We start from the raw sequence: 20173 nt of genomic DNA, 5'->3' as shown, positions 1-20173 counted from the left end.
CAATATTTGTTATGAAATGCGGACAAGTTTCAGATCGCCTTGACGGCGGCGCAGGATCAGCACCTCTGTCCCTTCGGGCAAAGTGTCGTCATCTGACAGGGGTTCTGCCATGACATAGTGCAGGTTGCCATGCGCATCGGTGAACCGGACCTGCGCGGGTTGGTCACGACGGGCGGAGCCAACGGTGATCACACCTTTGCGGCGACCATAGCTGCGCTCGGAAATCGCGGTCGTTTCAACGCGCGGCACCCAGTTGGCCACGGCCTCGGCACAGTATCGGGTAAAGAACAGCGCCACAGGCAATACAATCAATGCCGCCAGTATGGCTGGCAGGACCGTGCCCGTCAGGACCGACATCAGAGTTTGGCCAGACAGGCCGATGCCTGCGAAGAAAGCGGAGAACAGCGCCAACCAGACGGTCAGGGGTAGCTTGCGCAACCCGATCAGATCAAAGAAGCCACCGCTTGTTTCAAGCCGGGGTTTGACGCCCGCTTCGGCATCAATGTCTGGATCGATATTGAAGTCGATGTCGGTTCCCAACTCTGTATCTGTGTCGACATCAAAATCGGCATCCAGATCCGCGTCAAAGTCCACGTCCAGATCGAAATCTGCATCCGAATCACCGCTAATCTGTGTATCGACGCCGATGGACATCAACAGTACTTCGAGCAATAGAAAACCGATCACCAGAACGCCGAAAAACACGAAAGGTTTCAACCCCGGTTCCAACAATAGATCCATACATATCCCCCTTGGCCCCGGCACAACCATGCAGGATATGCCGGGCACAACCATTAAACATTCACACATGCTCCATACCCATCCAAAGATGTCATGTACAAGTCATGCTTGTGTCAGATTTTGGAAAAACGGAATAAATCTATGCTGCGCTTTGTGGCGTCAAAGATCTGAAAAGGCCCTGTCCAGCCCATCCGCTACCTGATCAACGTCTTCCATCGACAAACACATCGGCGGAACCATTCGCAGGCATGATTGATATGGGCCTGATTTCGATAAAATCAACCCCTGCGTGCGACATTGTTCGAAAACAGCAGAGGTTGTCTCGCGGTCAGGCTCTTTGGTTTTGCGGTCTTTGACCATCTCAATTGCTAGCATCAGGCCACGGCCGCGCACATCGCCGATGACGCCGTGCTTTTCCTTGAGGCCCTTGAGGCGTTCCAGCAACGCCCCACCTACCGCTTGCGCGTTTTCGCGGACTTTGTCATCGCGAATGACCTGCAAAACGGCACGGCCAGCAGCACAGCTGGTTGGGTTGGCGCCATAGGTGTGGAACATGAACTTTTCGGCCATCGGGGCAGCCACCTCTTTGCGCGCAACCACCGCGCCCAGCGGGAAGCCGTTGCCGATGCCCTTGGCCATAACCACGATGTCTGGGATGACGCCATCCGCCTCAAAGCCCCACATATGATCCCCTGTGCGACCAAAGCCGGATTGGACTTCGTCAGCAATGTACAGCCCCCCCGCTGCGCGCACACGTTCGGCCGCACCGGACATATAGCCCTTGGGCATTTCGATGATACCGCCGTAGCCTTGAACGGATTCGATCAGCATACCCGCAATCTGGCCGGTGGTGGCGCTGGCGATGGTGCGCTCAATCTCGTCCAGATACGGTTCCGCCCCGGCGTTTCCGCCAAAGATACCGCGATACTGGTTTGGCTCGGCCACAAAGGCCACATTGCCCGGCATGCCGGGATGGCGCCAGCCGCTGATGCCCGTCGCCGATTGTGCCGCCGCAGTGGGGCCATGGTAAGCCGTGCGCAAGGCCAACAGATCGGGATTGCCGGTATAGGTGCGGGCCATGGTCATCGCCAGATCCACCGCCTCGGATCCCGAGTTGGTGAAGTGCACCACCCACTCCGGGCCTGCTGGCATGGTAGCGGCCAGTTCCTCGGCCAGATGCGCAGGTGTGGGGTGGTAGAACATCGTGGTGCAGTGGGTCAGGGTCTGGGCCTGCTCCATCGCGGCGGCAACCACCTTGGGATGCGAGTGCCCAACCGAGATGCAGACGTTCATGCCCAGCAGGTCGATATATTTGCGATCTTCGGCGTCCCACAGGTATTGCATCGAGCCACGCTTGAAGACCATCGGCTCGGCAAAGGGGACGAACTTGCGTTGACTTGCAGCATAGTAGGTATCCCGCCGCTTGGCGGTTGCGTCAATTGACCAATCAGTCATCAGTGTCATGTCTTGTCCCTCACGTCAGGATTTCAGTCGTTCATTTTGCGGATCAAACGGTGGCGCGGACAGGATCTCTGCCGCCCGCCGTTTGCCCAGAATTTCAATGTTTAAATTGTCACGCGCCGTTGCGTCGCGCAGATAGGCCAGTGCCAGCACTTTGCCTGTACGGTGGCCATAGGCCCCCGAAGTAACCACGCCGACCACGCAGTCGCCTTGATACACCGGATGGGCATAGAAAGGATCAACCTCGCCCGGCTCTACATCGAGCAGAACCATATCCCATGCCTCTGGGTTGGGACGGGCCAGCAGCGCGTCGCAACCGGTGAAGCTGCGCCCTTCAGGTCGAACAAGGAAGCCCACGCCGCTTTCATCGGGCGTGCGCTCCGTTGTCAGGTCACTTCCCCAACCGCGATAACCCTTTTCCAGCCGCATCGCGTTGGCAGCATAGGCCCCATAGAGCCCCGCGCCACGGGGTTTTCCGGTCGCTTCGAGGGCGAGGAACAGCTCGGCGGCATGCTCACGGGCGACATGCAGCTCCCACCCCAATTCGCCCACATAGGACACCCGCAATGCGCGGACAGGAATGCCCGCGACGGTGATCTGTTGCGCGCTCAACCACAGGCCAAGGGCGTCATCACAAAGGGATTGCAGTATCTCGCGTGACTTCGGCCCCATCAGGCCAATCACTGCAAGCTCTTCGCAAGTATTATGTAGCTGGACATCATAGCCAGCGGCGTGAGCCTGCAGCAAATCCCAATCGCGTTCTTCGGCTGCAGCCGCCGACGTCAAATAGGCATGTTCATCCGACAGCATCGCCACGGTAAACTCGGAACTCACCCCGCCCGCAGGTGTTAGAACGTGGGTTAAGCCAACACGGCCGATCTTTGGGGCGCGATTGGCCCCAAGGCTCTCAACAAAGGCGCGGGCATCCGGGCCGGTGACTTCGAATTTCGCAAACACGGAAAGGTCAGCCAACGCAGCCGTCTCTGTCACCACCTTGCATTCGCGGGCAACCGGCGCAAACCAATTGGCGCGCCGGAAGGTTTCATCAGCGACCGCATCGGGCGTGTCCGCAAACCAATTGGGCCGCTCCCAGCCGTAGGCCGCGCCCATCACAGCGCCACGCTCGATCATCAGGTCGTGCAAGGGCGATAAGCGCAGACCACGCCCAGCCGGGCGTTCTTCGTGTGGGTAGTGCACGCCAAATTGCAGGCCAAAACATTCGATTGCCTTTTCAACCCGGTAATCACGATCCGCCCATTTCCCAAACCGGCGGCTATCGACGGCAAGCGCGTCCATCGGTGGCGCACCATGGGTCATCCAATGTGCGAGGAACCAGCCAGAACCGCCACCCTCCATCACGCCCATTGAGGAGCCGGTCAAGAGCCAGGCATTCTCCAGTCCGTGCGCCGGGCCGATCAGCGGGTTAGCATCGGGGGTAAAGGTAATGGGTCCGTTGATTACCGACTTCACGCCGCCATTGCCAACCGCAGGCACGCGGTTCATCGCGGCCTCGACGATGTGCTCAACCCGGTCCAGATCCGGTGGCATCAGGTCCGCCCCAAACTCAGGCGGCACGCCATCGACGGACCAAACCTGTGCGTCTTTCTCATAGGGACCAAGGATCAACCCGTCGCGTTCCTGCCGGATATACCAGCTTTCTTCAGGGTCGCGGATCATCGGCAGTTCAGGCTGACCCGCTGCGATGCGATCTGCTACCTCGGGCACGGTGTCGGTGACCAGATATTGGTGCAACACTGGGACCGAAGGGATATTGAGGCCCATCATATGACCAATTTCCCAACCCCATGTGCCTGCGGCGTTCACAATGTGGGTGGTGCAATAGGTTTCTTTAGCGGTTTCGACGATCCAATCATTCCCTTCACGGCGGATCGCATTGACCGGATTGTAACGTTTGATCGTCCCGCCGCCCCTTACGGCAACCTGTGCCATGGCGTTTGTTGCCAACGTCGGATCGACATGACCGTCATCCGGCTCATAGATCCCACCGAGCAGACCGTCGAGTTCGGTCAGAGGGTGCAGTTCGGCAATGCGCTCCGGAGTCAGCACCTCCAGCGGGTAGCCGGTGAACTCCGAAAGGCCAGCGACATGGGCGAACTCATCCATACGGTCTGGGTTGCGAGTGATCCGCATCGCGCCCGAGCGGTGGAAACCACAGCTATGGCCGGTTTCTTCGGGCAGAATGTCACGATAGAGCCGCACTGACGTGGCGCGCAGTTCCTGAATTGTCGGGTTATGGGCGAAATGTGTGCAGAGCCCCGCCGCGTGCCAGGTAGAGCCGTGGGTCAGATCGTTTTTCTCGACCAGCACCACATCAGTCCATCCCGCCTTGACCAGATGGTAGAGCAGCGAGGTGCCCATCGCCCCACCCCCAATGATGACAACCTGCGCCGTGATCATCCACGCATCCTTTCTGATTTCGGATCAAATGGCGGCTGCAACAGCGCCTGCGCCGGATAGCGTTTTCCGGCCACTTCTATCTCAAAATTGCGCGCACATGTGTCGGCCAGTGATTCATTTGCTCCGACGCCGATCAGACCAAAAGCAAGCGTTTTGCCGGTGCGCGCACCTCGCCCGCCAGAGGTGGTGAGGCCAACGACTTGGCCCTCCTCAATGATCAGTTCATCGTGCAGCATAAGCGGGTCGCCTGAAACATCGAACAAGCACAAGCGACGCGCAATGCCTCCGTCGCGTTCCCCTTGCAGGGCTGGTTTGCCGGTAAAATCTTTATCCCAGTTGATGGCAAAGCCCAGCCCAGCCTCGAGCGGCGTAACCTCGGGACCCAAGTCATGACCCCAGTGTTTGAACCCCTTCTCCAGCCGGCAGCCATCTAGCGCGTAATGACCCAATGGCTTTGCGCCTGCGTTAGTGAGCGCGTCAAACACCGCGACCGCCTTTGCCACTGGAACTGACAGCTCCCAGCCCAATTCCCCGACAAAGCTCATCCGGGTGGCACGACACTTGACGGAGGCAACCTCGACTTCGCGGCAAGTTGAGAAGGGAAACGCCTTCCAGTCGTCAGATGACAGACCGTTCAGCAACGCGCGCGATCCTGCACCCATGACGCCTATCACCGCCTCCTTTTCGGTGACATCCGCAATTGCCACATCAAAATATTTGGACCGCCGCCGCAATAAAGCCATGTCGCGCCAGCGGGTTGCCGCGCCGGAGGTGATACGGAAGGATTGCGTGCAGAACCGTGTGACGGTGGCGTCGAGCTCAATGCCGCCGGTCACATTCAGGGCCAACGTATAGATGGCCCGCCCGTTCGGCCGGTCAATCTTGGCGGTGCAAAGTTGCTCCAGAAAGGTCAGCGCGTCAGGACCAGTGACGTCAAATTTGCCAAAGGGTGACAAATCCAGCAACGCCACTCCGGTTTCCATCACCGCCGCCTCGCGCGCCACTATGGGCCACCAGGTTTGGTCGCCGACGGAATAGGGCAGCGCCTTTTCTTCTTCATTCAGCGCATACCAAAGCCCGCGTTCCCACCCGCCGGTCAGGCCAAACACGGCACCCTTCGCCGCCCATTGATCGTGCAACGCGGATTTCCGCAGGCCCCGCCCCGCGTTAGGTTGTTTGTAGGGCCAGTGCATTCCCATCAGGTCGGACACGGCCTCTTCCATCCGTGCTTCCATATGGCCCTGCTCCGCCGCAGCGGGATCAGCGCGGGCGATATCGACCTCCCACAAATCCATCGGCGGGGAGCCGTCAACCATCCAATCGGCCAAGGCGCGGCCAATCCCGGCTGAGGACATGATGCCAACCGAATTCATCCCGGCGGCGACAAACAAGCCGTCCACCGACGGGGCCTCACCCACCAGGGGGCGGGTGTCGTTAGTAAAGCTTTCGGGACCGTTCATGAAATGCTGAATGCCGACCTCGGCCAGCGCTGGCATGAGATCCAGAGCCGCCTCCATGAACGGCATGAACTGATCCCAATCCTCGGGCATTTCTAGAAACGGACGGTTGCCTTCGGGGCCGAAGGCATCCCAGCATTTGGCGTCGGGCTCAAACCCACCGATGACTATTTTGCCAGCATCGCCCTTGATGTAAATTCCCGTGTCCATGTCCCGCAGCACCGGGAACGGATCAGGCAGATCCGGCATCGGTTCGGTCACTACATACATGTGCTCAACCGCCTGCAAGGGCAACGCCAAACCCGCTGTCTCTGCAAAGGGTTTGGACCAGGCCCCCGCGCAGATCGCCACCTGGTCGGCCTCAATCACACTGCCATCGGCCAGAGCGACGCCAGTGACACGGTTGCCCTCTGTCAGGATCCGCTCGACAGCCACGTTTTCTCGGATCTCGACACCGCCATTCTTGGCCGCGCGGGCATAGGCCATACACAGATCGACCGGGTTCACATTGGCATCCTCGGCGATAGCCATGGCGCCCGCGTGTTCAGATATATTTAAGCCGGGTACGGCTTCAGCGACCACTTCTGGCGCAACGATTTCAGGATTGAGGCCAAAGTGGCGCCCCAGAGAGGCGATGCGCTTGAGTTCATCCATCCGTTCGGGGCGACGGGCAAGCCAGCAACCACCCGTACGTTTGTAGCCGGTGCTCATGCCGGTCTCGGCTTCCAGCTTGGGGAAAAGCTCCACTGCGTACATCGCCAGTTGGGTCATGTTCGGCGTGGCGCGCAGGGGTCCGACAATCCCCGCTGCATGCCAGCTGGTTCCACTGGTCAGCTGATTGCGTTCCAGCAACACCACATCATTGGCCCCGCGTCTGGCCAGATGGTAGGCAAGGCTCAGTCCGATGGCGCCACCGCCGATGATCACTGTACGCCCCATCAAAAATACTCCTGATCCGGTGCCTCGGCCTTGCGGCGGGTGATATAATCTTGCAGCGCCTTATCGATGGCCGGATCAAGGCCCGGGTCCTCGTAAGCCTCAAGATGAGACTTCCACAGGGCATTGGCGCGCTGCGCAGTATCGAGCGAGCCTGCGGCCTGCCATTGCTCGAACGAATTGTTGTCGGGGGTTTCCGGGCGAAACAAGGCGGTCATGAAATTCGCCTGTGTGTGGTCTGAACCCAGAAAGTGCTGACCCGGACCGGTCTGGGCGATCGCATCCATCGCCTGTGCGTTTTCGCTCAGGTCGATGCCTTCAAAGAACCGTCCAAGTTTGCCACAGAGGTCGGCATCGATCATGGTTTTCTCGAAGCCAGTGACCAGCCCGCCCTCCAGCCAGCCAGTGGCGTGGTTGATCAAGTTGGCCCCGGCAAACATCGACATCATCAAGCCCCAGGTGGCCTCTTGCTGGCTTTGCGCATCGGGGATCTTGGAGGCAGACAGTGTGCCCACCGTATGAAGCGGCACACCCAGGCGACGCGCCAGTTGCCCGGCGGCCAGCACCATCTGCCCAGCCTCGGGAGTACCAAAGGTTGGCGCGCCAGATTGCATTGACATGGTCGAGGCAAAACTGCCCATCAGCACCGGTGCGCCGGGGTTCACCAGTTGCGCCAACGTCAAACAGGCCAAAGCCTCGGCCAATACTTGCGCCATGGTGCCCGCCACGGTGCAGGGGCTCATCGCACCGGCCAATACCCAAGGGGCGGTGGCCACAGGTTGGCCTGCGCGGGCATAAGTTTTCAACGCACCCGACATGTGGCTGTCCATCACCAGCGGCGCATTGGTGTTTGAGACGCAATAGAGCACCGGGTTGTTGGCGACGTACTCTTCCCCAAACACGATCCGGGCCATGTCGATGGCGTGCCCTGCCCGTTCAGCCCCGATGAAGGCACCCATGAAAGGGCGGTCGGAATAGCGGATGTGTGCATAGAGCATATCCAGATGGCGTTTGTTCGCGGGCAAATCGACAGGTTCGCACACCACACCGCCGGAATGGTGCAGCCAAGGGATAGTTTGGTGCAGCTTCACCAGCGTCTCGAAATCGTCGTAGGTGGCGTAGCGTCGTCCCTTATCCAGATCATGCACGAAAGGCGGCCCCCAGGACGGGCACAGCACGGTGGCATTGCCCCCCATCTTGACCGATTTTTCCGGATTGCGCGCGTGCTGCATGAATTCCTTTGGCGCGGTGGCCTGAATGGTCTTGCGGCAAAAGCCCGACTCGAACCGCACGCGGGTGTCCTGCACGTCGCAGCCCGCGTCGCGGAAGATCTGAAGGATCTCGGGATCGTCATGAAACTCCATGCCGGTATCCTGCAGGATCCGGTCGGCGTTTTCTTCGATCAGGCACAGGCCCTCCTCGCTAAGGATATTCAGCGGGCCGATGTTGCGGGTCACAAAGGGTGGCGCAGATTGTTGCACCGGTGCCCGCGCACCACGTCGCCGTTTTCTCGCTGTTGTCTCCGCCATGACCTGAGGCTCCTCCCGGCGGTCATATTGCGGAAGACGGGAGCTTCGATCAATTGACTTCGCACATCATAAGGATTTCTAATACTGTCGAATTTTGAAGGGGCTACGCCATGTCCACGCGCATCTCGACTGACACCAATCTGATCAAGGCGATGGAGGTCTTTGTCGCCGTTGTCGAAACCGGGCAAATGACTGCCGCTGCGCGCCTGCTGGGGATGACACAACCGGCCGCCTCGCAGCATCTCGCCAATCTGGAACGGGCCTATGATACACAGTTGATTGACCGCTCCACCCGCCCGATCAAGACCACGCAGGCCGGGGCGCTGATGTATCGCCATGCCACGCGTATCCTGAACTCGGTTGCCGATTTAGCCACCGACCTGCGGCATCAGGGGCCGCATCCGATCAGCGTGTTGCGGATCGGGATGTTGGCATCGATTGCGACGACGATCACGGTGCCACTGGTGAGTTTGGCGAAGGATCAATTTGGCGTGCAGGATATCTCGCTGCGCGCAGGGCAAAGTGGTGATCACGAGGGGCTACTGCGGTCCAAGAAAGCCGACATCGTGATCAGTTCGAACCCGTTTTACGATATGGATGGGTTGGAACGGCATCCAGTGCTGAGCGAGTCCTTTCTGCTGGTCCTGCCAGCCTCTTATGACGGGCCAACGGATAGCCTGGAGGAGATTTTAACTCGCCTTCCACTGGTTCGTTTTGCGGATACCACCAGCGTAGGCAGACAGATTGAGCAGCACTTGCGACGGTTGAAGCTACCGGTCCCACGGCTGATTCAGGCGGATCGGTCAAGCATGGTCACGGCCTGCGTGGCGAAGGGGCTGGGTTTCACCTTTCTGACGCCGACCCTTTTGATTGATGGCTTTGTCGAGCAAATGCCGATGAACATCCGCCCCCTGCCCGTCGCGGGCCTGTCGCGGAAAATCACTGTGGTAGCAAGAACCAAGGAATTAGGCGGGCTGCCCGAGGAGATTGCGCAGGCAACACGGGACACTTTGATCAATCAGATCGAAGCTCAGATGGGAGCGACTGGGTTGGGCGCAGTTGAGGTATAAAATAGACAATATCAAATTGACGTAGCCTTAAACTTCAATCAGCGCTGATCTAACAAACAATCGTCTCATTCGCTTGTTACTGCTCATTTAAAGTTTCACGAGAGTAAATTTATGCTGCATATATTTAACGCGCCCCGCGAATACCCCTCCGTTTACCTGCCGTATTATGATCAATTTAACTTTTACGATGGGCGCGATGTTTGGTTGAAGAGTATTTCAGGTATCCCGCAAAAAGCGGTTCATCTGTTCTGCATTCATTGGCTCCATCTCGAAGTTTACAATGGTGGGTTCTGGCAATACTTCTATAATTCCACTGGTGTTTCAGCGTCTGAAGCTAGAGATGGTTTCTTGGCAATCGGAATGAGGGAGGTTGCCAGTATTGTCGAAAGTGCCATGGCTGAATTGGGTGAACCATTCCCGTTTGACAAGCGAGCACGAGAATCAATCGTTGGCCCTCCGGATGACCGAATAGACTTTGGCGAGTTGGATGACGCATTTTACGCTCTAGCTGATACTGATCAGTTCTTCCGCAAATTACCTAAGTTCGTACCTTATGCCGATGCGTATGCCAAATCGAACTGATCCTAGGTTATAGAAACGTGCTGATGCCAATGAACACATAAAACCCGGACACTTGGCCCGGGTTTTATGAATCAAAATCAGATCTGATCTTAGTGTAGCTTAGCGTCAACTTCACCAATGGCGGCGTCGATCAGCTTGTTACCGTCTGCGGCCGTCAGCTTTTTCGCAACCACATCTTTGGTGGCAGACACAGCGATCGAGATGGCGCGGTCACGCACCTCTTTCACAGCGTTGGCTTCAGCCGAAGCAATTTGATCTTCCGCGGCCTGAAGGCGGCGGGCGATCGATGCTTTCAGATCCTCTTTGGCTTGTTCTGCCGCTTCAGCAGCCTCAGAACGGGCTTGGGCAACGATCCGGTCGGCCTGGTCCTGTACTTCTTTTTGCTTGCGCTCATAGCTGGCCAGCAGGCTTTTGGCCTCGTCATGCAAGGCGCGGGCCTCATCCAGCTCGGACTTGATACCTTCGGCACGTTTGTCCAGCAAAGAGCCAATCAATGAAGGCACATTGAATTTCAGCAGAACGGCGATGAACAGCAGGAACGCCAGGAGAACAACAAAGTTGGTGTTTCCCAGCGAGAAGAACGGACCAGAAGCGGCCAGAGCCGGGCTGGCGGCAGTCAGAGCAAGAAAAGTCGCGGTCATACGTAGCATCTCTTTACCCTTTCGTCCGTGCAGTTACAGCCGCGGTAATCGTGCGCGCATCGGCGTCGATCCCCATGGATCCAACCAGAGCTTTGGCCGTGTCCTTGGCAACCGCGTTGATGCTTTCAACCGCGTTTGCACGAATTTCGGCAATGGCTTTTTCACCCTCTGCCGCTTTGGCTGAAATTTCAGCGTCCGCCTTGGCAGTGGCTTCATCTAGCTCGGCTTTGATCTCTGCCTTGGTGGCGGCGACAATTTCCTGAGCTTCAGCACGGGCATCAGCCAGTGCTTTTTTGTAGGCTTCCTCGGCGTCCTGCGCCTGAGCCTTCAGATCTTCTGCAGCTGCCAGATCATTTGTGATCGTGCCTTGGCGCTGTGCCAGAATGGCAGCGATACGCGGCAGGGCGATCTTCTTCAGAATAAAGAAGATGACGATCAGAGTGACCGCAAGCCAGAAGATTTGGTTACCGAAGGTCCCAAAGTCCAGCTGTGGCATACCAGCAGCTTCGGCTGCCCCATGCGCTTCGTCAGCTTTACGGGTGACTTCTTCGGCAGAATGCGTTGTGTTTGCCATATCGTCCTCCAGGAACCTCAATTACTACGGGTGACCTGTGGTCAGGCCACCCGCGCGTAAGGATGTTCTGTCAGGATTAAACGGCGAACATCAGCAGAAGCGCAACGAGGAACGAGAAGATCCCCAGAGCTTCGGCAAACGCGATACCGATGAACAGAGTGGCAGTTTGGCCACCAGCAGCGGATGGGTTACGCAGAGCGCCTGACAGGAAGTTGCCAGCAACGTGGCCCACACCGATAGCAGCTGCGCCGGAACCGATTGCGGCCAGGCCTGCGCCGATGAATTGACCCATTTGTGCGATATCGCCTTCCATTTGATTTCTCCTTACGATGGAATTTGCAGATGAGGGTTCAGACCGATCTGTACTTAGTGTGACGGATGCAATGCGTCTTTGAGATAGACGCAGGTCAGAATGGTGAAAACATAGGCCTGAATGAAGGCCACGAGCAATTCGAGTGCATAGACTGCAGTGATTGCGAAGATCGAAACTGGTGCGATGATAGCGGACGCGGCAGCAAAGCCAGCGAACACTTTCAGAACTGCGTGGCCGGCCATGACGTTACCCGCAAGACGGATAGAGTGGCTGACAGGGCGCACGAAGTAGGAAATCAACTCGATGATCGCCAGAATAGGGCGCAGTGGCAAGGGGGCTGAGGACACCCAGAACAGGCCTAGGAAACCGGCGCCGTTCTTGACAAAACCAACGATCGTCACGGTCAGGAAGACCAACATCGCCAGAACTGCTGTCACAGCGATGTGTGACGTGGTGGTGAAGCTGGCCGGGATCAGACCCAAGAAGTTCGCAGTCACAATGAACATGAACAGTGTCATGATATATGGGAAGAATTTGATCGCATCTTTGCCGGCGACGTCTTCAACCATTTTGTAGACAAAACCATAAGCCAATTCGGCAATCGACTGCGCGCGTGATGGAATGGTTGCACGTTTCGATGTGCTCAGAACCAGCAAGGCAATCGTGGCAACGACCGAAAGGGCCATCCACATGGTCACGTTGGTGATGGTGAAGGTTCCGATCTCACCTTTGCCGAACAAAGGCTTCACTTCGAACTGGTCCATCGGATGAATAACGAGACCAGCGTGCTCAGGTGCGAACAGGAACCCTGATACAACTGCCAGTGCGACCATGATCCAAAAGAAAATCTTGCCCATCGCTTCCGTCTCTCCTTCGCGAGGCATCGCCTCGGCTTTTCTCTCTCACGACGCTACGGTCGCTTATTCTTCTTTGCCCTTTTGGATCTCAGCGGCGCTGGCGATCATCACTTTGACGCCAGCCGCGAGGCCCAGGAATGTAAACAGCACAAGGAAGATCGGCATCGTCCCAAACAGGACATCCAGACCGTACCCCATACCAAAACCGATCAACAGACCGGCAACAAGTTCGATCACCATGCGCCAGGCATGTTGCGCCTGACTATAGTGTTCTTCCTGATGGGCCTTTGGTGCGTCTTTGGCTTTAAGCTCTTCGATCCGTTTTTCAAGCTGCGACATGCGCTCGCTCTGCTCAGGATCTGTCACACCGGCCCCCTCAAAAATTCTGCCCCTGTGCTAAGGTGATGGAGGCAATGAGTCAAGCCGCAAGACAGGCACAACGAAATGTGGTTAAACAATTGAATTTATTACAAAATAATAAATTAAATACAACCATGCACGCCGCCCACATCGGCACTTTCCGTCTATTCTTCGCCAAATCTCATATTCAACCAATCGGTTGATCTTTTTCGGCACTTACAGATGCGCAGTTGACGAGCCATCCCTGCAGCCGATAACCAGACACTCATGTCAGACCGCCTTGATACAGTTTTCGCAGCCTTAACCGATCCGACTCGTCGGGCGATCCTTGCGATGCTGTTAGAGGACGATATGGCCGTCAGTGATGTGGCTGATCCGTTTGAGATGTCATTGGCTGCGATCTCCAAACACCTCGGCATCCTGACCCGTGCTGGTCTGGTCAGCCAGGAGCAACGAGGACGAGTAAAATGGTGCAAACTTGAGCCTGACGCCCTGCGCGACGCCAGTATCTGGATGCAAGGATTCGGACAGTTCGAAGCCATCAACCTCGATGCTTTCGAAAAGTTTCTTGAAGCTGAATTCCCGAATGACACTTAAACACGACGTGCTCTCTCAAACGGAGTTGCCAACCGCTCTCGTTGAAACGATCCCGAATGCAATCATTGCACCTGTCATGCCTGATGAACCACTCCGATACGGGGTATTTCAGGTAGACGAATCACACTGCCAAATCGCTTCAACTCGCCTTGGTGGAGGCCGCTTCTCGGGTGTTGCCGATTATCCGGACTGCGTGTCCCAAAAGATGAAGGGCCGCTACCTGTTTGGGGGATTGGCGCGGCTGCATTTTGGCCATTTCCTACTCGAATCACTGCCGCGCCTTTGGGCGCTCGATGACATCCAAGACGACATCGACGGTATAATTTTCTTGCATCATCCAAAGCACAATCTGCGCCCAGCGTTCAAGAGAACTTATGCTGCGCTCTACTCGGCGATTGGGCAGAGCAAACCCTTTCATTTGGTAACTCAGACGACAGAGGTGGAAACGCTTTATGTTCCTTCGCAAGGTTTCGGGCACAACGAATGGTCCACGGGAACGGCAACGTTTCGAAATTATGTCAGAGGCAAATGCCAATCCCAATTCACACCACGTGGCCCCGACAAACTGTACGTTTCGCGCTCCCAACTGAGCAAGCGCTTACCCAGAGTGGACCAGGAAGAGCGCATTGTACAGTTGATGGAAGCAGCCGGATATTCTGTCTTTCATCCACAACAGCATTCGGTCTCAGAGCAATGCGAACATTATCTTGCAGCGAAACAGGTTGTTGGCGGGGACGGCTCGGCCTTTCATCTGGGTGCGTTCTGCTTTCAACCAGGTTGTCATGTCGGCCTGATCCAACGCCGCAATCGCCCAGAGGTTTACAACGCCATCCTGAACCAGATCAGATCGTTCAGTGACGCAGACGTCATCCCGATTGACCCACTTACCTACGAGGCTCCTCCGTCTGGAACGCTGGAAGAACCGATCGACTTTGATAGATTGCAACGCGCGCTCTCGGCAGCCGGCTTCTTGGATTGAAAGCATCAGTCGCCGGTGGGAAAATTCGCCTTCCCCTCGATAAAATGTCTTTACTTTAACGAAACATCACGCAACAGCTTGAGGCATGAATGAGCATCTCAAAGGTCTGATCATCACCACGCTGGGCGTTTTGTTTGTAGTACCGGATTCATTGTTCGTACGCCTGATTCAAGCCGAGCCTATGGTCACGGCTTTCTGGCGTGGCCTCAGTTCCGGCGGTCTCATTTTAATCGGTTTGCTATTGTTTCAAAAAGGCAAAGGGTTTGGCCCAGTTCTGCGTGCGGGCTGGCCCGCAGTTATCTATATTGCCTTGATTGGTTTCACCACGGCGGGTTTTGTATTGGCAATCGAAAACACCAGCGTGGCCAATGTAGTGTTCATCTTCGCGACCATGCCGATATTCGCAGCCATATTTGAACGCGTGTTTTTGAAGCAATCCGTCAGCCTGCGCATGACGATTACGATGATCTTCGTCATCTTTGGTATGGGCATCATCGCCTATGGTTCGACAGAATCAGAAATTGCATCTTGGAAAGGCGATCTGTGGGCCCTGTCCGTGTCCGCCGCCTACGCCGCTGCACTGACTGCGGTCCGAAGCCTGAAGGATATATCGATGATCCCGGCGATCCCAATTGCTTACATTGGCGCGGCATTCATATTGGCGTTTTTCACATCTCCAATGGAAGCAGCACAAACGCAGTGGGGGCTGATCTTGGCCCATGGAACCTTTATCGCGATTGCCACGTGTTTCTTAACCCTTGGACCGCGCTATATCAGCACGGCTGAAGTGTCCCTGCTCATCTTGCTTGAATCTGTGCTGGCCCCGCTATTGGTCTGGGCGGTCCTCAATGAAAACCCCGGAACATGGGCTCTTGCTGGCGGCACAGTCGTGATTGGCGCCTTGATCGTTTCCAATCTTGTGGTGATGCTCCGGCCACGCAGTACAAAGCGGGTTAAAAACTGACCTCGACCCCCGGAAGGTCAAGCGCGCGGGTCAGATCGCGTAACTCCTGGCGCGCGGCGACGTTCGAGATGTTCAATCCCTGAACGCCGATGTCTTTGAGGTCCAACAATGTGAGGCCGCGTGGGAACAATTCACGAAAGATGACGCGCTCATTAAACCCCGGTGCCGTACGAAACCCAATCCGCTTGGCCAGATTATCCAACGCATCGCCCATCTTCTTTTTGTTGACCATTTGCTGCGCCCCTAAACGGTTGCGCACTACGATCCAGTCGATTGGCTTCAGCCCTGCCTGCGCCCGCAATTGACGCGCGTTCCACACCATTTCGGAATAGACTGAGGGGCCAAGGATCTTGACGCCATCGGTGTCGATATGTGCCAACAGATCGAAGTCGATGAAACTGTCGTTCAACGGCGTGACCAGCGTATCGGACAGAGAATGCGCAACTTGGCTCAGCCGTGTGTGCGACCCCGGGCAGTCAATAATGATAAAGTCGGACTCCGGTTCCAAAGCAGCAATCGCTGCCGACAGGCGGCGGTCAAAAATGTTTTCGCCAGGCTCCAATCCAGCCTGATCGACCTCGGGCAGATCATGATATCGCGGGCTGGGCAGATCGAGGCCTGACTTTTCAAGGAACTTTTGTCGGTTGCTGGCATAGCGACCAAAGGTTTTCTGGCGCAGGTCCAGATCGAGCGCGCTGACCTTATGCCCCATCCGCGCCAATGCCGTGGCCACATGCATCGACACCGTGGACTTGCCCGCACCGCCCTTTTCATTCCCGACGACGATGATATGCGCCATGACCCGTTCCTTTGTTCCACGTTATGGTTCGTGAGTTTCGCGGCACAATATCTTGTGTCTACGTGTTTGGAAAGCCATTGAACTGGGCAATTCCGTGGAAATTTAGGTGCTTCCCATTCAACGAAAAACGCCACCCCGATTGGGATGGCGCTAAAAACTCGCTTGGCGAAAAGCTTAGAAGCCCAGACCAGCGTATTTGTTTTTGAACTTGGAAACGCGACCGCCAGCATCCATCAAACGGGTGCCACCACCAGTCCAGGCTGGGTGTACGGTTGGGTCGATGTCCAGCGCAAGTGTGTCGCCTTCGTTACCGTAAGTCGAACGCATCTGAATGATCGTACCATCGGTCATTTTGACATCGATGATGTGATAGTCGGGGTGGATGTCTTTTTTCATCGTGCCACTCCTTACGCAGATTTATCTGTTTTGGGTTTGTATGTTGTATCTTCGGCGATACGTGCGGATTTACCGCGACGTGCACGCAGATAATACAGTTTCGCACGACGCACACGGCCGCGGCGAATGACAGTGATGCTATCGATGTTGGTCGAATGCAGCGGGAACATACGCTCTACGCCTTCGCCGAACGAAATCTTACGAACGGTGAATGCGCCGGCAATACCCGATCCGCCTTTACGGCTGATGCAAACGCCTTCGAAATTCTGAACACGTGACCGACTACCTTCGGTCACTTTAAAGCCTACGCGAACAGTGTCGCCGGCTTTGAAATCGGGAATGTCTTTCCCGAGGGCGGCAATTTGCTCCGCCTCTAGCTGTGCGATCAGGTCCATCTGATCATCTCCTACATTTGCTTGCGGTTGGTCCGCAAAGGTGTGCACGTCTCAGAGCTCCGGTCTTCGATCGGGTCCGCCAAAGCGCCCGCAGGAGGTACAGCCGTATGTTTCTTTAGTGTCTGTTTCCTCGGGCACTCCGCGCCGGAAGAACGGCACATCGCCATAGAAAACAGGTCCAACGACTCAGATGAGTAGCGAACGAGCGGTGTATATGAGGAAAAATTGCGTCTGGCAAGATCAATCACAGGCAACGGCATTTCCTGCATTGCAGCTCAACTCAAATATTTTTATTCCCCACCCAATACAATCCAGAGGTAAACAATGAAAACAACAATGTTAACGGCTCTTGCGAGCGTCTCCCTGCTCGCGGCGTGTGGTGGTTCTTCGTCTTCAGTTTCCCCGGAACTCCGGGATGCATGGGAAAATCGCCAGTCGGTCGAATACAAGGGTAATACATATGGGGTGGCGTTGAGTGAAGATAAATCAAAAGCCTACGTCGGCCCTTCAAACAATAACTTCGTTTATACAATGCATGATCTGCGCGCGGTCGTTAAAAAGGGAACCGGCTGCAAGGGAAATCTGGGCCTTGGCGCTTTGCAGGCGCTCGGATTCAATGACGATTCAAACCTGAGCGTAGTGAAAGAGGTCGAAGGTACTTCGCCTCCTGTTTGGCCAATGGGCGCTGATTGCAGTTGATGTGTACTGCACGACATTTTTCGATTGCAGGTCTCATGCTTTTTTTAGCAGCCTGCAATCCTTCGACCAGTCATTCCCCAAGCGTCAGCCCATCCGATGCGCTGGCAGAAGTCAATGCACGCGAAAACAAGTTCCCGAGCTATCCGCGTGCCAACACGACGTATCTGTCGTTTGATCACGCGCATGGCTTTCAGGTGAACTATATCGGTGCGAATGGCAAAGCATGGCTCTGGTATCCGGGCAATCGGGGCGGGGTTGACGAGCTTTGGAAAACGGAGACCATCCGCGGAACGCGCGCTGTGTGCTTTGCTCATCCTAGCAACAGCTACAACCCTGTCACAAAACAACACGGCGGGTCTTACAGCTGCTCACCACTTGTTTTGTCGCAAAAGAGCAATGTCGCCAGCTTGGCAGGAGATCCGTTTGATTTGTCGTCTGGGTCAGTGCCTTATGTGCTGAGCAAATGCCAGGCACCTGAAGCGTTCAAATTTGACCGCGCAAGGTTCAAGTGCTGATCAACTTTCGCAATGATAAAGGGCCCAGAATTCGGGCCCTTTTTTGCGCTCACAATCAGCAAATGGTTTTAAGTCTGATCATCCAGCGACGCATCTGGCGCATTTCTCATGACTGAATCAATTCCGTTATCACGGCCCGAGGCGCTGGCGTAGCTTTGCGATGTGCCGATGACCTGACCATTCGTGGCTTTAAGATTGAACATGTGTTTGCCCGCCGCAGTTTCCTTGCGCTCGTATCGCGCGTCTTCACCGGAATTCTTGCGCACAGATTCAATACCGTTCTCCGCGCTGGCCTTTTGTTTGTAGCCTTCACTGGCCAGAATGTTTTCGCCATTACCCGCTTTTAGTCGGAAGCGGAATTCGCCAGCATTATCAGTATAAAGTTCAAACTTTCCGGCCACAGCCCATACTCCTGTTGGTTACAAAATTATGCCGGAACTTAAGCATGACTGCGGTTGGTCCGCAATGGCTGCGATTTTTAGCTATCTTTGTTGCCGTTTTTTGCCTGATGAGCAGCCCAAAGGTCTGGACGACGATCTTGGGTAATCTTTTCGCTCATGGCGCGGCGCCAATCCGCCACCTTGCCGTGATGGCCTGACATCAAGACCTCAGGGATTGCGCGCCCGTTCCATTCAGCGGGGCGGGTGTATTGCGGGTGCTCCAGCAAGCCTGAGGAAAAGCTTTCCTCTTCAATCGATTCCTGATTGCCGAGCACACCCGGACGCAAACGCACGATGGCGTCGATCATCGCCTGCGCTGCAATCTCTCCTCCGGTCAGTACAAAATCACCTAGGCTGACCTCTTGGATACCATAGTGTTCGATCACCCGTTCATCCATACCCTCGAACCGGCCGCAGATCATGGTCAGTCCCGGTTTTTGCGCCAGATTCTGCGCCATGGCCTGATCAAACCGTTTGCCGCGTGGGCTGAGGTAAATGATCGGCCAATCTGAAGGTGTACCGATCATCGCCTGATCAATCGCGCGGCCCATCACATCGGGGCGCAAGACCATGCCCGCACCACCGCCTGCCGGCGTGTCATCGACGTTGCGGTGCTTGCCCTCGCCAAAAGGGCGCAAGTCAAGCGGGTAAAGGCTCCACAACCCGTCCTTTAGTGCTTTGCCAGTCAGACTCTCACCCAGAACGCCCGGAAATGCCTGCGGAAACAAAGTTATGATCCGCGCCTGCCAGGCCCCGTGCAATTCTTCTACCGGATTGATCAGCTCACGCGGTTTCAAAGTCGGACGAATGGTCTTGCGACCATGGGACTTGGCGGGGCGGTCCGTCATGAAAACAGCCCTTCGGGTGGATCAGCGATAATCCGGCCAGAGTTCAGGTCGACCGTCGGTACCGCCTCTTGCGTGAACGGCAATAAAACCGTGGACTTCAGGCCGGGCCCGTGGACCTCAAGCAGGTCTGAGGCGCCGTGGTTCATTACCGACTTGACCCGCCCTAAAAGCGTGCCGCCGGTGTCAAAAACCTCAAGCCCAACAAGATCGGCGTGATAAAACTCATCATCCGGCAAGGAGGGCAGCCGATCACGGGAAACATAGAGCTTGGTCCCCCGCAGAGCATCCGCTTGTTCTTTGGTCAAAACCCCAGAAACCTTTGCGGCAAAAGCGTTTTTCAACTGTCGAGTCAGTTCGATTTCAAACTGTTGTGCGCCATCTTCGGTGCTGAGGGCGCCGTAGGTCGCAATATCTTCTGGCTCAGCTGTGAAGCTCTTGAGCCGCACATCGCCATGAACACCATAGGATCCGGCAAAGGCCCCGACACAGATCAGATCATCCATCAGCTCGCCCCCGCGACGCAATAGCCATCGCTCCAGTCCCCACCGGTCGATGCGCATTGTTCTTTCTGGCCATTTCGTTCGAAGAATACGCCGGCGATG

The 20173-nt window shown here is 56.1% G+C and carries 24 protein-coding genes; 8 read left to right on the top strand and 16 right to left on the bottom strand.

Annotated elements, in window-relative coordinates:
* Positions 1 to 9: 9 nt before the first annotated feature.
* From ROA7450_RS02905 to ROA7450_RS02885, 5 genes are all read right to left on the bottom strand, one after another.
* Positions 10 to 741: an OB-fold-containig protein gene (locus ROA7450_RS02905; RefSeq protein WP_159453985.1), complete on the bottom strand. Its 732-nt coding sequence runs from the start codon at positions 739 to 741 to the stop codon at positions 10 to 12.
* Between the two features lie 159 nt (positions 742 to 900).
* Positions 901 to 2205: an aspartate aminotransferase family protein gene (locus ROA7450_RS02900; protein WP_085804184.1), complete on the bottom strand. Its 1305-nt coding sequence runs from the start codon at positions 2203 to 2205 to the stop codon at positions 901 to 903.
* 15 nt (positions 2206 to 2220) lie between these two features.
* Complete coding sequence (locus ROA7450_RS02895) at positions 2221 to 4620, bottom strand: GcvT family protein (RefSeq protein ID WP_085804183.1); 2400 nt, start codon at positions 4618 to 4620, stop codon at positions 2221 to 2223.
* Complete coding sequence (locus tag ROA7450_RS02890) at positions 4617 to 7016, bottom strand: GcvT family protein (protein WP_085804182.1); 2400 nt, start codon at positions 7014 to 7016, stop codon at positions 4617 to 4619. The genes ROA7450_RS02895 and ROA7450_RS02890 overlap by 4 nt, the downstream gene beginning before the upstream one ends.
* Positions 7016 to 8542, bottom strand: a complete 1527-nt coding sequence (locus ROA7450_RS02885) for a trimethylamine methyltransferase family protein (RefSeq protein WP_085804181.1) — start codon at positions 8540 to 8542, stop codon at positions 7016 to 7018. The genes ROA7450_RS02890 and ROA7450_RS02885 overlap by 1 nt, the downstream gene beginning before the upstream one ends.
* 110 nt (positions 8543 to 8652) lie before the next feature.
* Here ROA7450_RS02885 and ROA7450_RS02880 point away from each other — a divergent pair, with 110 nt between their 5' ends.
* A complete protein-coding gene (locus tag ROA7450_RS02880) occupies positions 8653 to 9612 on the top strand; it encodes a LysR family transcriptional regulator (RefSeq protein ID WP_085804180.1) in 960 nt (319 codons plus the stop codon).
* A 111-nt stretch (positions 9613 to 9723) separates the two neighbouring features.
* Positions 9724 to 10194 (top strand): DMP19 family protein, encoded by a 471-nt coding sequence (locus tag ROA7450_RS02875; RefSeq protein WP_085804179.1) that lies wholly within the window; start codon positions 9724 to 9726, stop codon positions 10192 to 10194.
* A gap of 89 nt (positions 10195 to 10283) precedes the next feature.
* Here ROA7450_RS02875 and ROA7450_RS02870 read toward each other — a convergent pair whose 3' ends face one another.
* The 5 genes from ROA7450_RS02870 to ROA7450_RS02850 all read right to left on the bottom strand — a co-directional run bounded on the left by ROA7450_RS02870 (position 10284) and on the right by ROA7450_RS02850 (position 12945).
* Positions 10284 to 10844, bottom strand: a complete 561-nt coding sequence (locus ROA7450_RS02870) for a F0F1 ATP synthase subunit B (protein ID WP_085804178.1) — start codon at positions 10842 to 10844, stop codon at positions 10284 to 10286.
* Between the two features lie 4 nt (positions 10845 to 10848).
* Positions 10849 to 11409 (bottom strand): F0F1 ATP synthase subunit B', encoded by a 561-nt coding sequence (locus ROA7450_RS02865; protein WP_085804177.1) that lies wholly within the window; start codon positions 11407 to 11409, stop codon positions 10849 to 10851.
* 76 nt (positions 11410 to 11485) lie between these two features.
* Positions 11486 to 11722, bottom strand: coding sequence for a F0F1 ATP synthase subunit C (locus tag ROA7450_RS02860; RefSeq protein ID WP_085804176.1), 237 nt, complete (start codon positions 11720 to 11722; stop codon positions 11486 to 11488).
* Between the two features lie 53 nt (positions 11723 to 11775).
* Entirely contained in the window at positions 11776 to 12579 is an 804-nt protein-coding gene (locus tag ROA7450_RS02855; RefSeq protein WP_085804616.1) for a F0F1 ATP synthase subunit A, read from the bottom strand.
* Positions 12580 to 12642: 63 nt separating this feature from the next.
* Positions 12643 to 12945: an AtpZ/AtpI family protein gene (locus ROA7450_RS02850; RefSeq protein WP_085804175.1), complete on the bottom strand. Its 303-nt coding sequence runs from the start codon at positions 12943 to 12945 to the stop codon at positions 12643 to 12645.
* A 47-nt stretch (positions 12946 to 12992) separates the two neighbouring features.
* Here ROA7450_RS02850 and ROA7450_RS20920 point away from each other — a divergent pair, with 47 nt between their 5' ends.
* The 4 genes from ROA7450_RS20920 (at position 12993) to ROA7450_RS02835 (ending at position 15479) form a co-directional block, all read left to right on the top strand.
* Positions 12993 to 13142, top strand: a complete 150-nt coding sequence (locus ROA7450_RS20920) for a hypothetical protein (RefSeq protein ID WP_159453984.1) — start codon at positions 12993 to 12995, stop codon at positions 13140 to 13142.
* Positions 13143 to 13206: 64 nt separating this feature from the next.
* On the top strand, positions 13207 to 13536 hold the full coding sequence (locus tag ROA7450_RS02845; RefSeq protein WP_085804174.1) for an ArsR/SmtB family transcription factor: 330 nt from the start codon (positions 13207 to 13209) through the stop codon (positions 13534 to 13536).
* Positions 13526 to 14515, top strand: coding sequence for a glycosyltransferase family 61 protein (locus tag ROA7450_RS02840; protein WP_159453983.1), 990 nt, complete (start codon positions 13526 to 13528; stop codon positions 14513 to 14515). Before ROA7450_RS02845 ends, ROA7450_RS02840 begins: the two co-directional genes overlap by 11 nt.
* Before the next feature lie 85 nt (positions 14516 to 14600).
* Complete coding sequence (locus ROA7450_RS02835; protein WP_085804172.1) at positions 14601 to 15479, top strand: DMT family transporter; 879 nt, start codon at positions 14601 to 14603, stop codon at positions 15477 to 15479.
* Here the strand turns inward: ROA7450_RS02835 and ROA7450_RS02830 are convergent.
* The 3 genes from ROA7450_RS02830 to rplS all read right to left on the bottom strand — a co-directional run bounded on the left by ROA7450_RS02830 (position 15469) and on the right by rplS (position 17069).
* Positions 15469 to 16278, bottom strand: coding sequence for a division plane positioning ATPase MipZ (locus ROA7450_RS02830; protein ID WP_085804171.1), 810 nt, complete (start codon positions 16276 to 16278; stop codon positions 15469 to 15471). The genes ROA7450_RS02835 and ROA7450_RS02830 overlap by 11 nt on opposite strands.
* A 174-nt stretch (positions 16279 to 16452) precedes the next feature.
* Entirely contained in the window at positions 16453 to 16674 is a 222-nt protein-coding gene (rpmE, locus tag ROA7450_RS02825) for a 50S ribosomal protein L31 (RefSeq protein WP_085804170.1), read from the bottom strand.
* Positions 16675 to 16685: 11 nt separating this feature from the next.
* A complete protein-coding gene (gene rplS, locus ROA7450_RS02820) occupies positions 16686 to 17069 on the bottom strand; it encodes a 50S ribosomal protein L19 (protein WP_085804169.1) in 384 nt (127 codons plus the stop codon).
* Between the two features lie 324 nt (positions 17070 to 17393).
* On the opposite strand from rplS, the gene ROA7450_RS02815 reads away from it, so the two are divergent.
* Both ROA7450_RS02815 and ROA7450_RS02810 read left to right on the top strand, forming a co-directional pair.
* Entirely contained in the window at positions 17394 to 17768 is a 375-nt protein-coding gene (locus ROA7450_RS02815; RefSeq protein ID WP_143534337.1) for a hypothetical protein, read from the top strand.
* A gap of 35 nt (positions 17769 to 17803) precedes the next feature.
* On the top strand, positions 17804 to 18283 hold the full coding sequence (locus ROA7450_RS02810; RefSeq protein ID WP_234999402.1) for a hypothetical protein: 480 nt from the start codon (positions 17804 to 17806) through the stop codon (positions 18281 to 18283).
* Between the two features lie 68 nt (positions 18284 to 18351).
* On the opposite strand, the gene ROA7450_RS02805 is transcribed toward ROA7450_RS02810, so the two are convergent.
* The 3 genes from ROA7450_RS02805 to rimM all read right to left on the bottom strand — a co-directional run bounded on the left by ROA7450_RS02805 (position 18352) and on the right by rimM (position 20074).
* The gene (locus ROA7450_RS02805) at positions 18352 to 18684 is read right to left on the bottom strand and encodes a YegP family protein (protein ID WP_085804166.1); all 333 of its coding nucleotides are present in this window, start codon (positions 18682 to 18684) and stop codon (positions 18352 to 18354) included.
* A 77-nt stretch (positions 18685 to 18761) separates the two neighbouring features.
* Positions 18762 to 19571 carry a tRNA (guanosine(37)-N1)-methyltransferase TrmD gene (gene trmD / locus ROA7450_RS02800; protein WP_085804165.1) on the bottom strand — a complete coding sequence of 270 codons (810 nt, stop codon included), beginning with the start codon at positions 19569 to 19571 and terminating at the stop codon, positions 18762 to 18764.
* On the bottom strand, positions 19568 to 20074 hold the full coding sequence (gene rimM / locus ROA7450_RS02795) for a ribosome maturation factor RimM (RefSeq protein ID WP_085804164.1): 507 nt from the start codon (positions 20072 to 20074) through the stop codon (positions 19568 to 19570). Before rimM ends, trmD begins: the two co-directional genes overlap by 4 nt.
* Between the last annotated feature and the right edge of the window lie 99 nt (positions 20075 to 20173).

The organism is Roseovarius albus (assembly GCF_900172335.1).
GTDB classification, from domain to species: Bacteria; Pseudomonadota; Alphaproteobacteria; order Rhodobacterales; family Rhodobacteraceae; genus Roseovarius; species Roseovarius albus.
The sequence above is the reverse complement of the archived record's forward strand: the minus strand, read 5'-3'. Positions and strand labels throughout refer to the sequence as shown.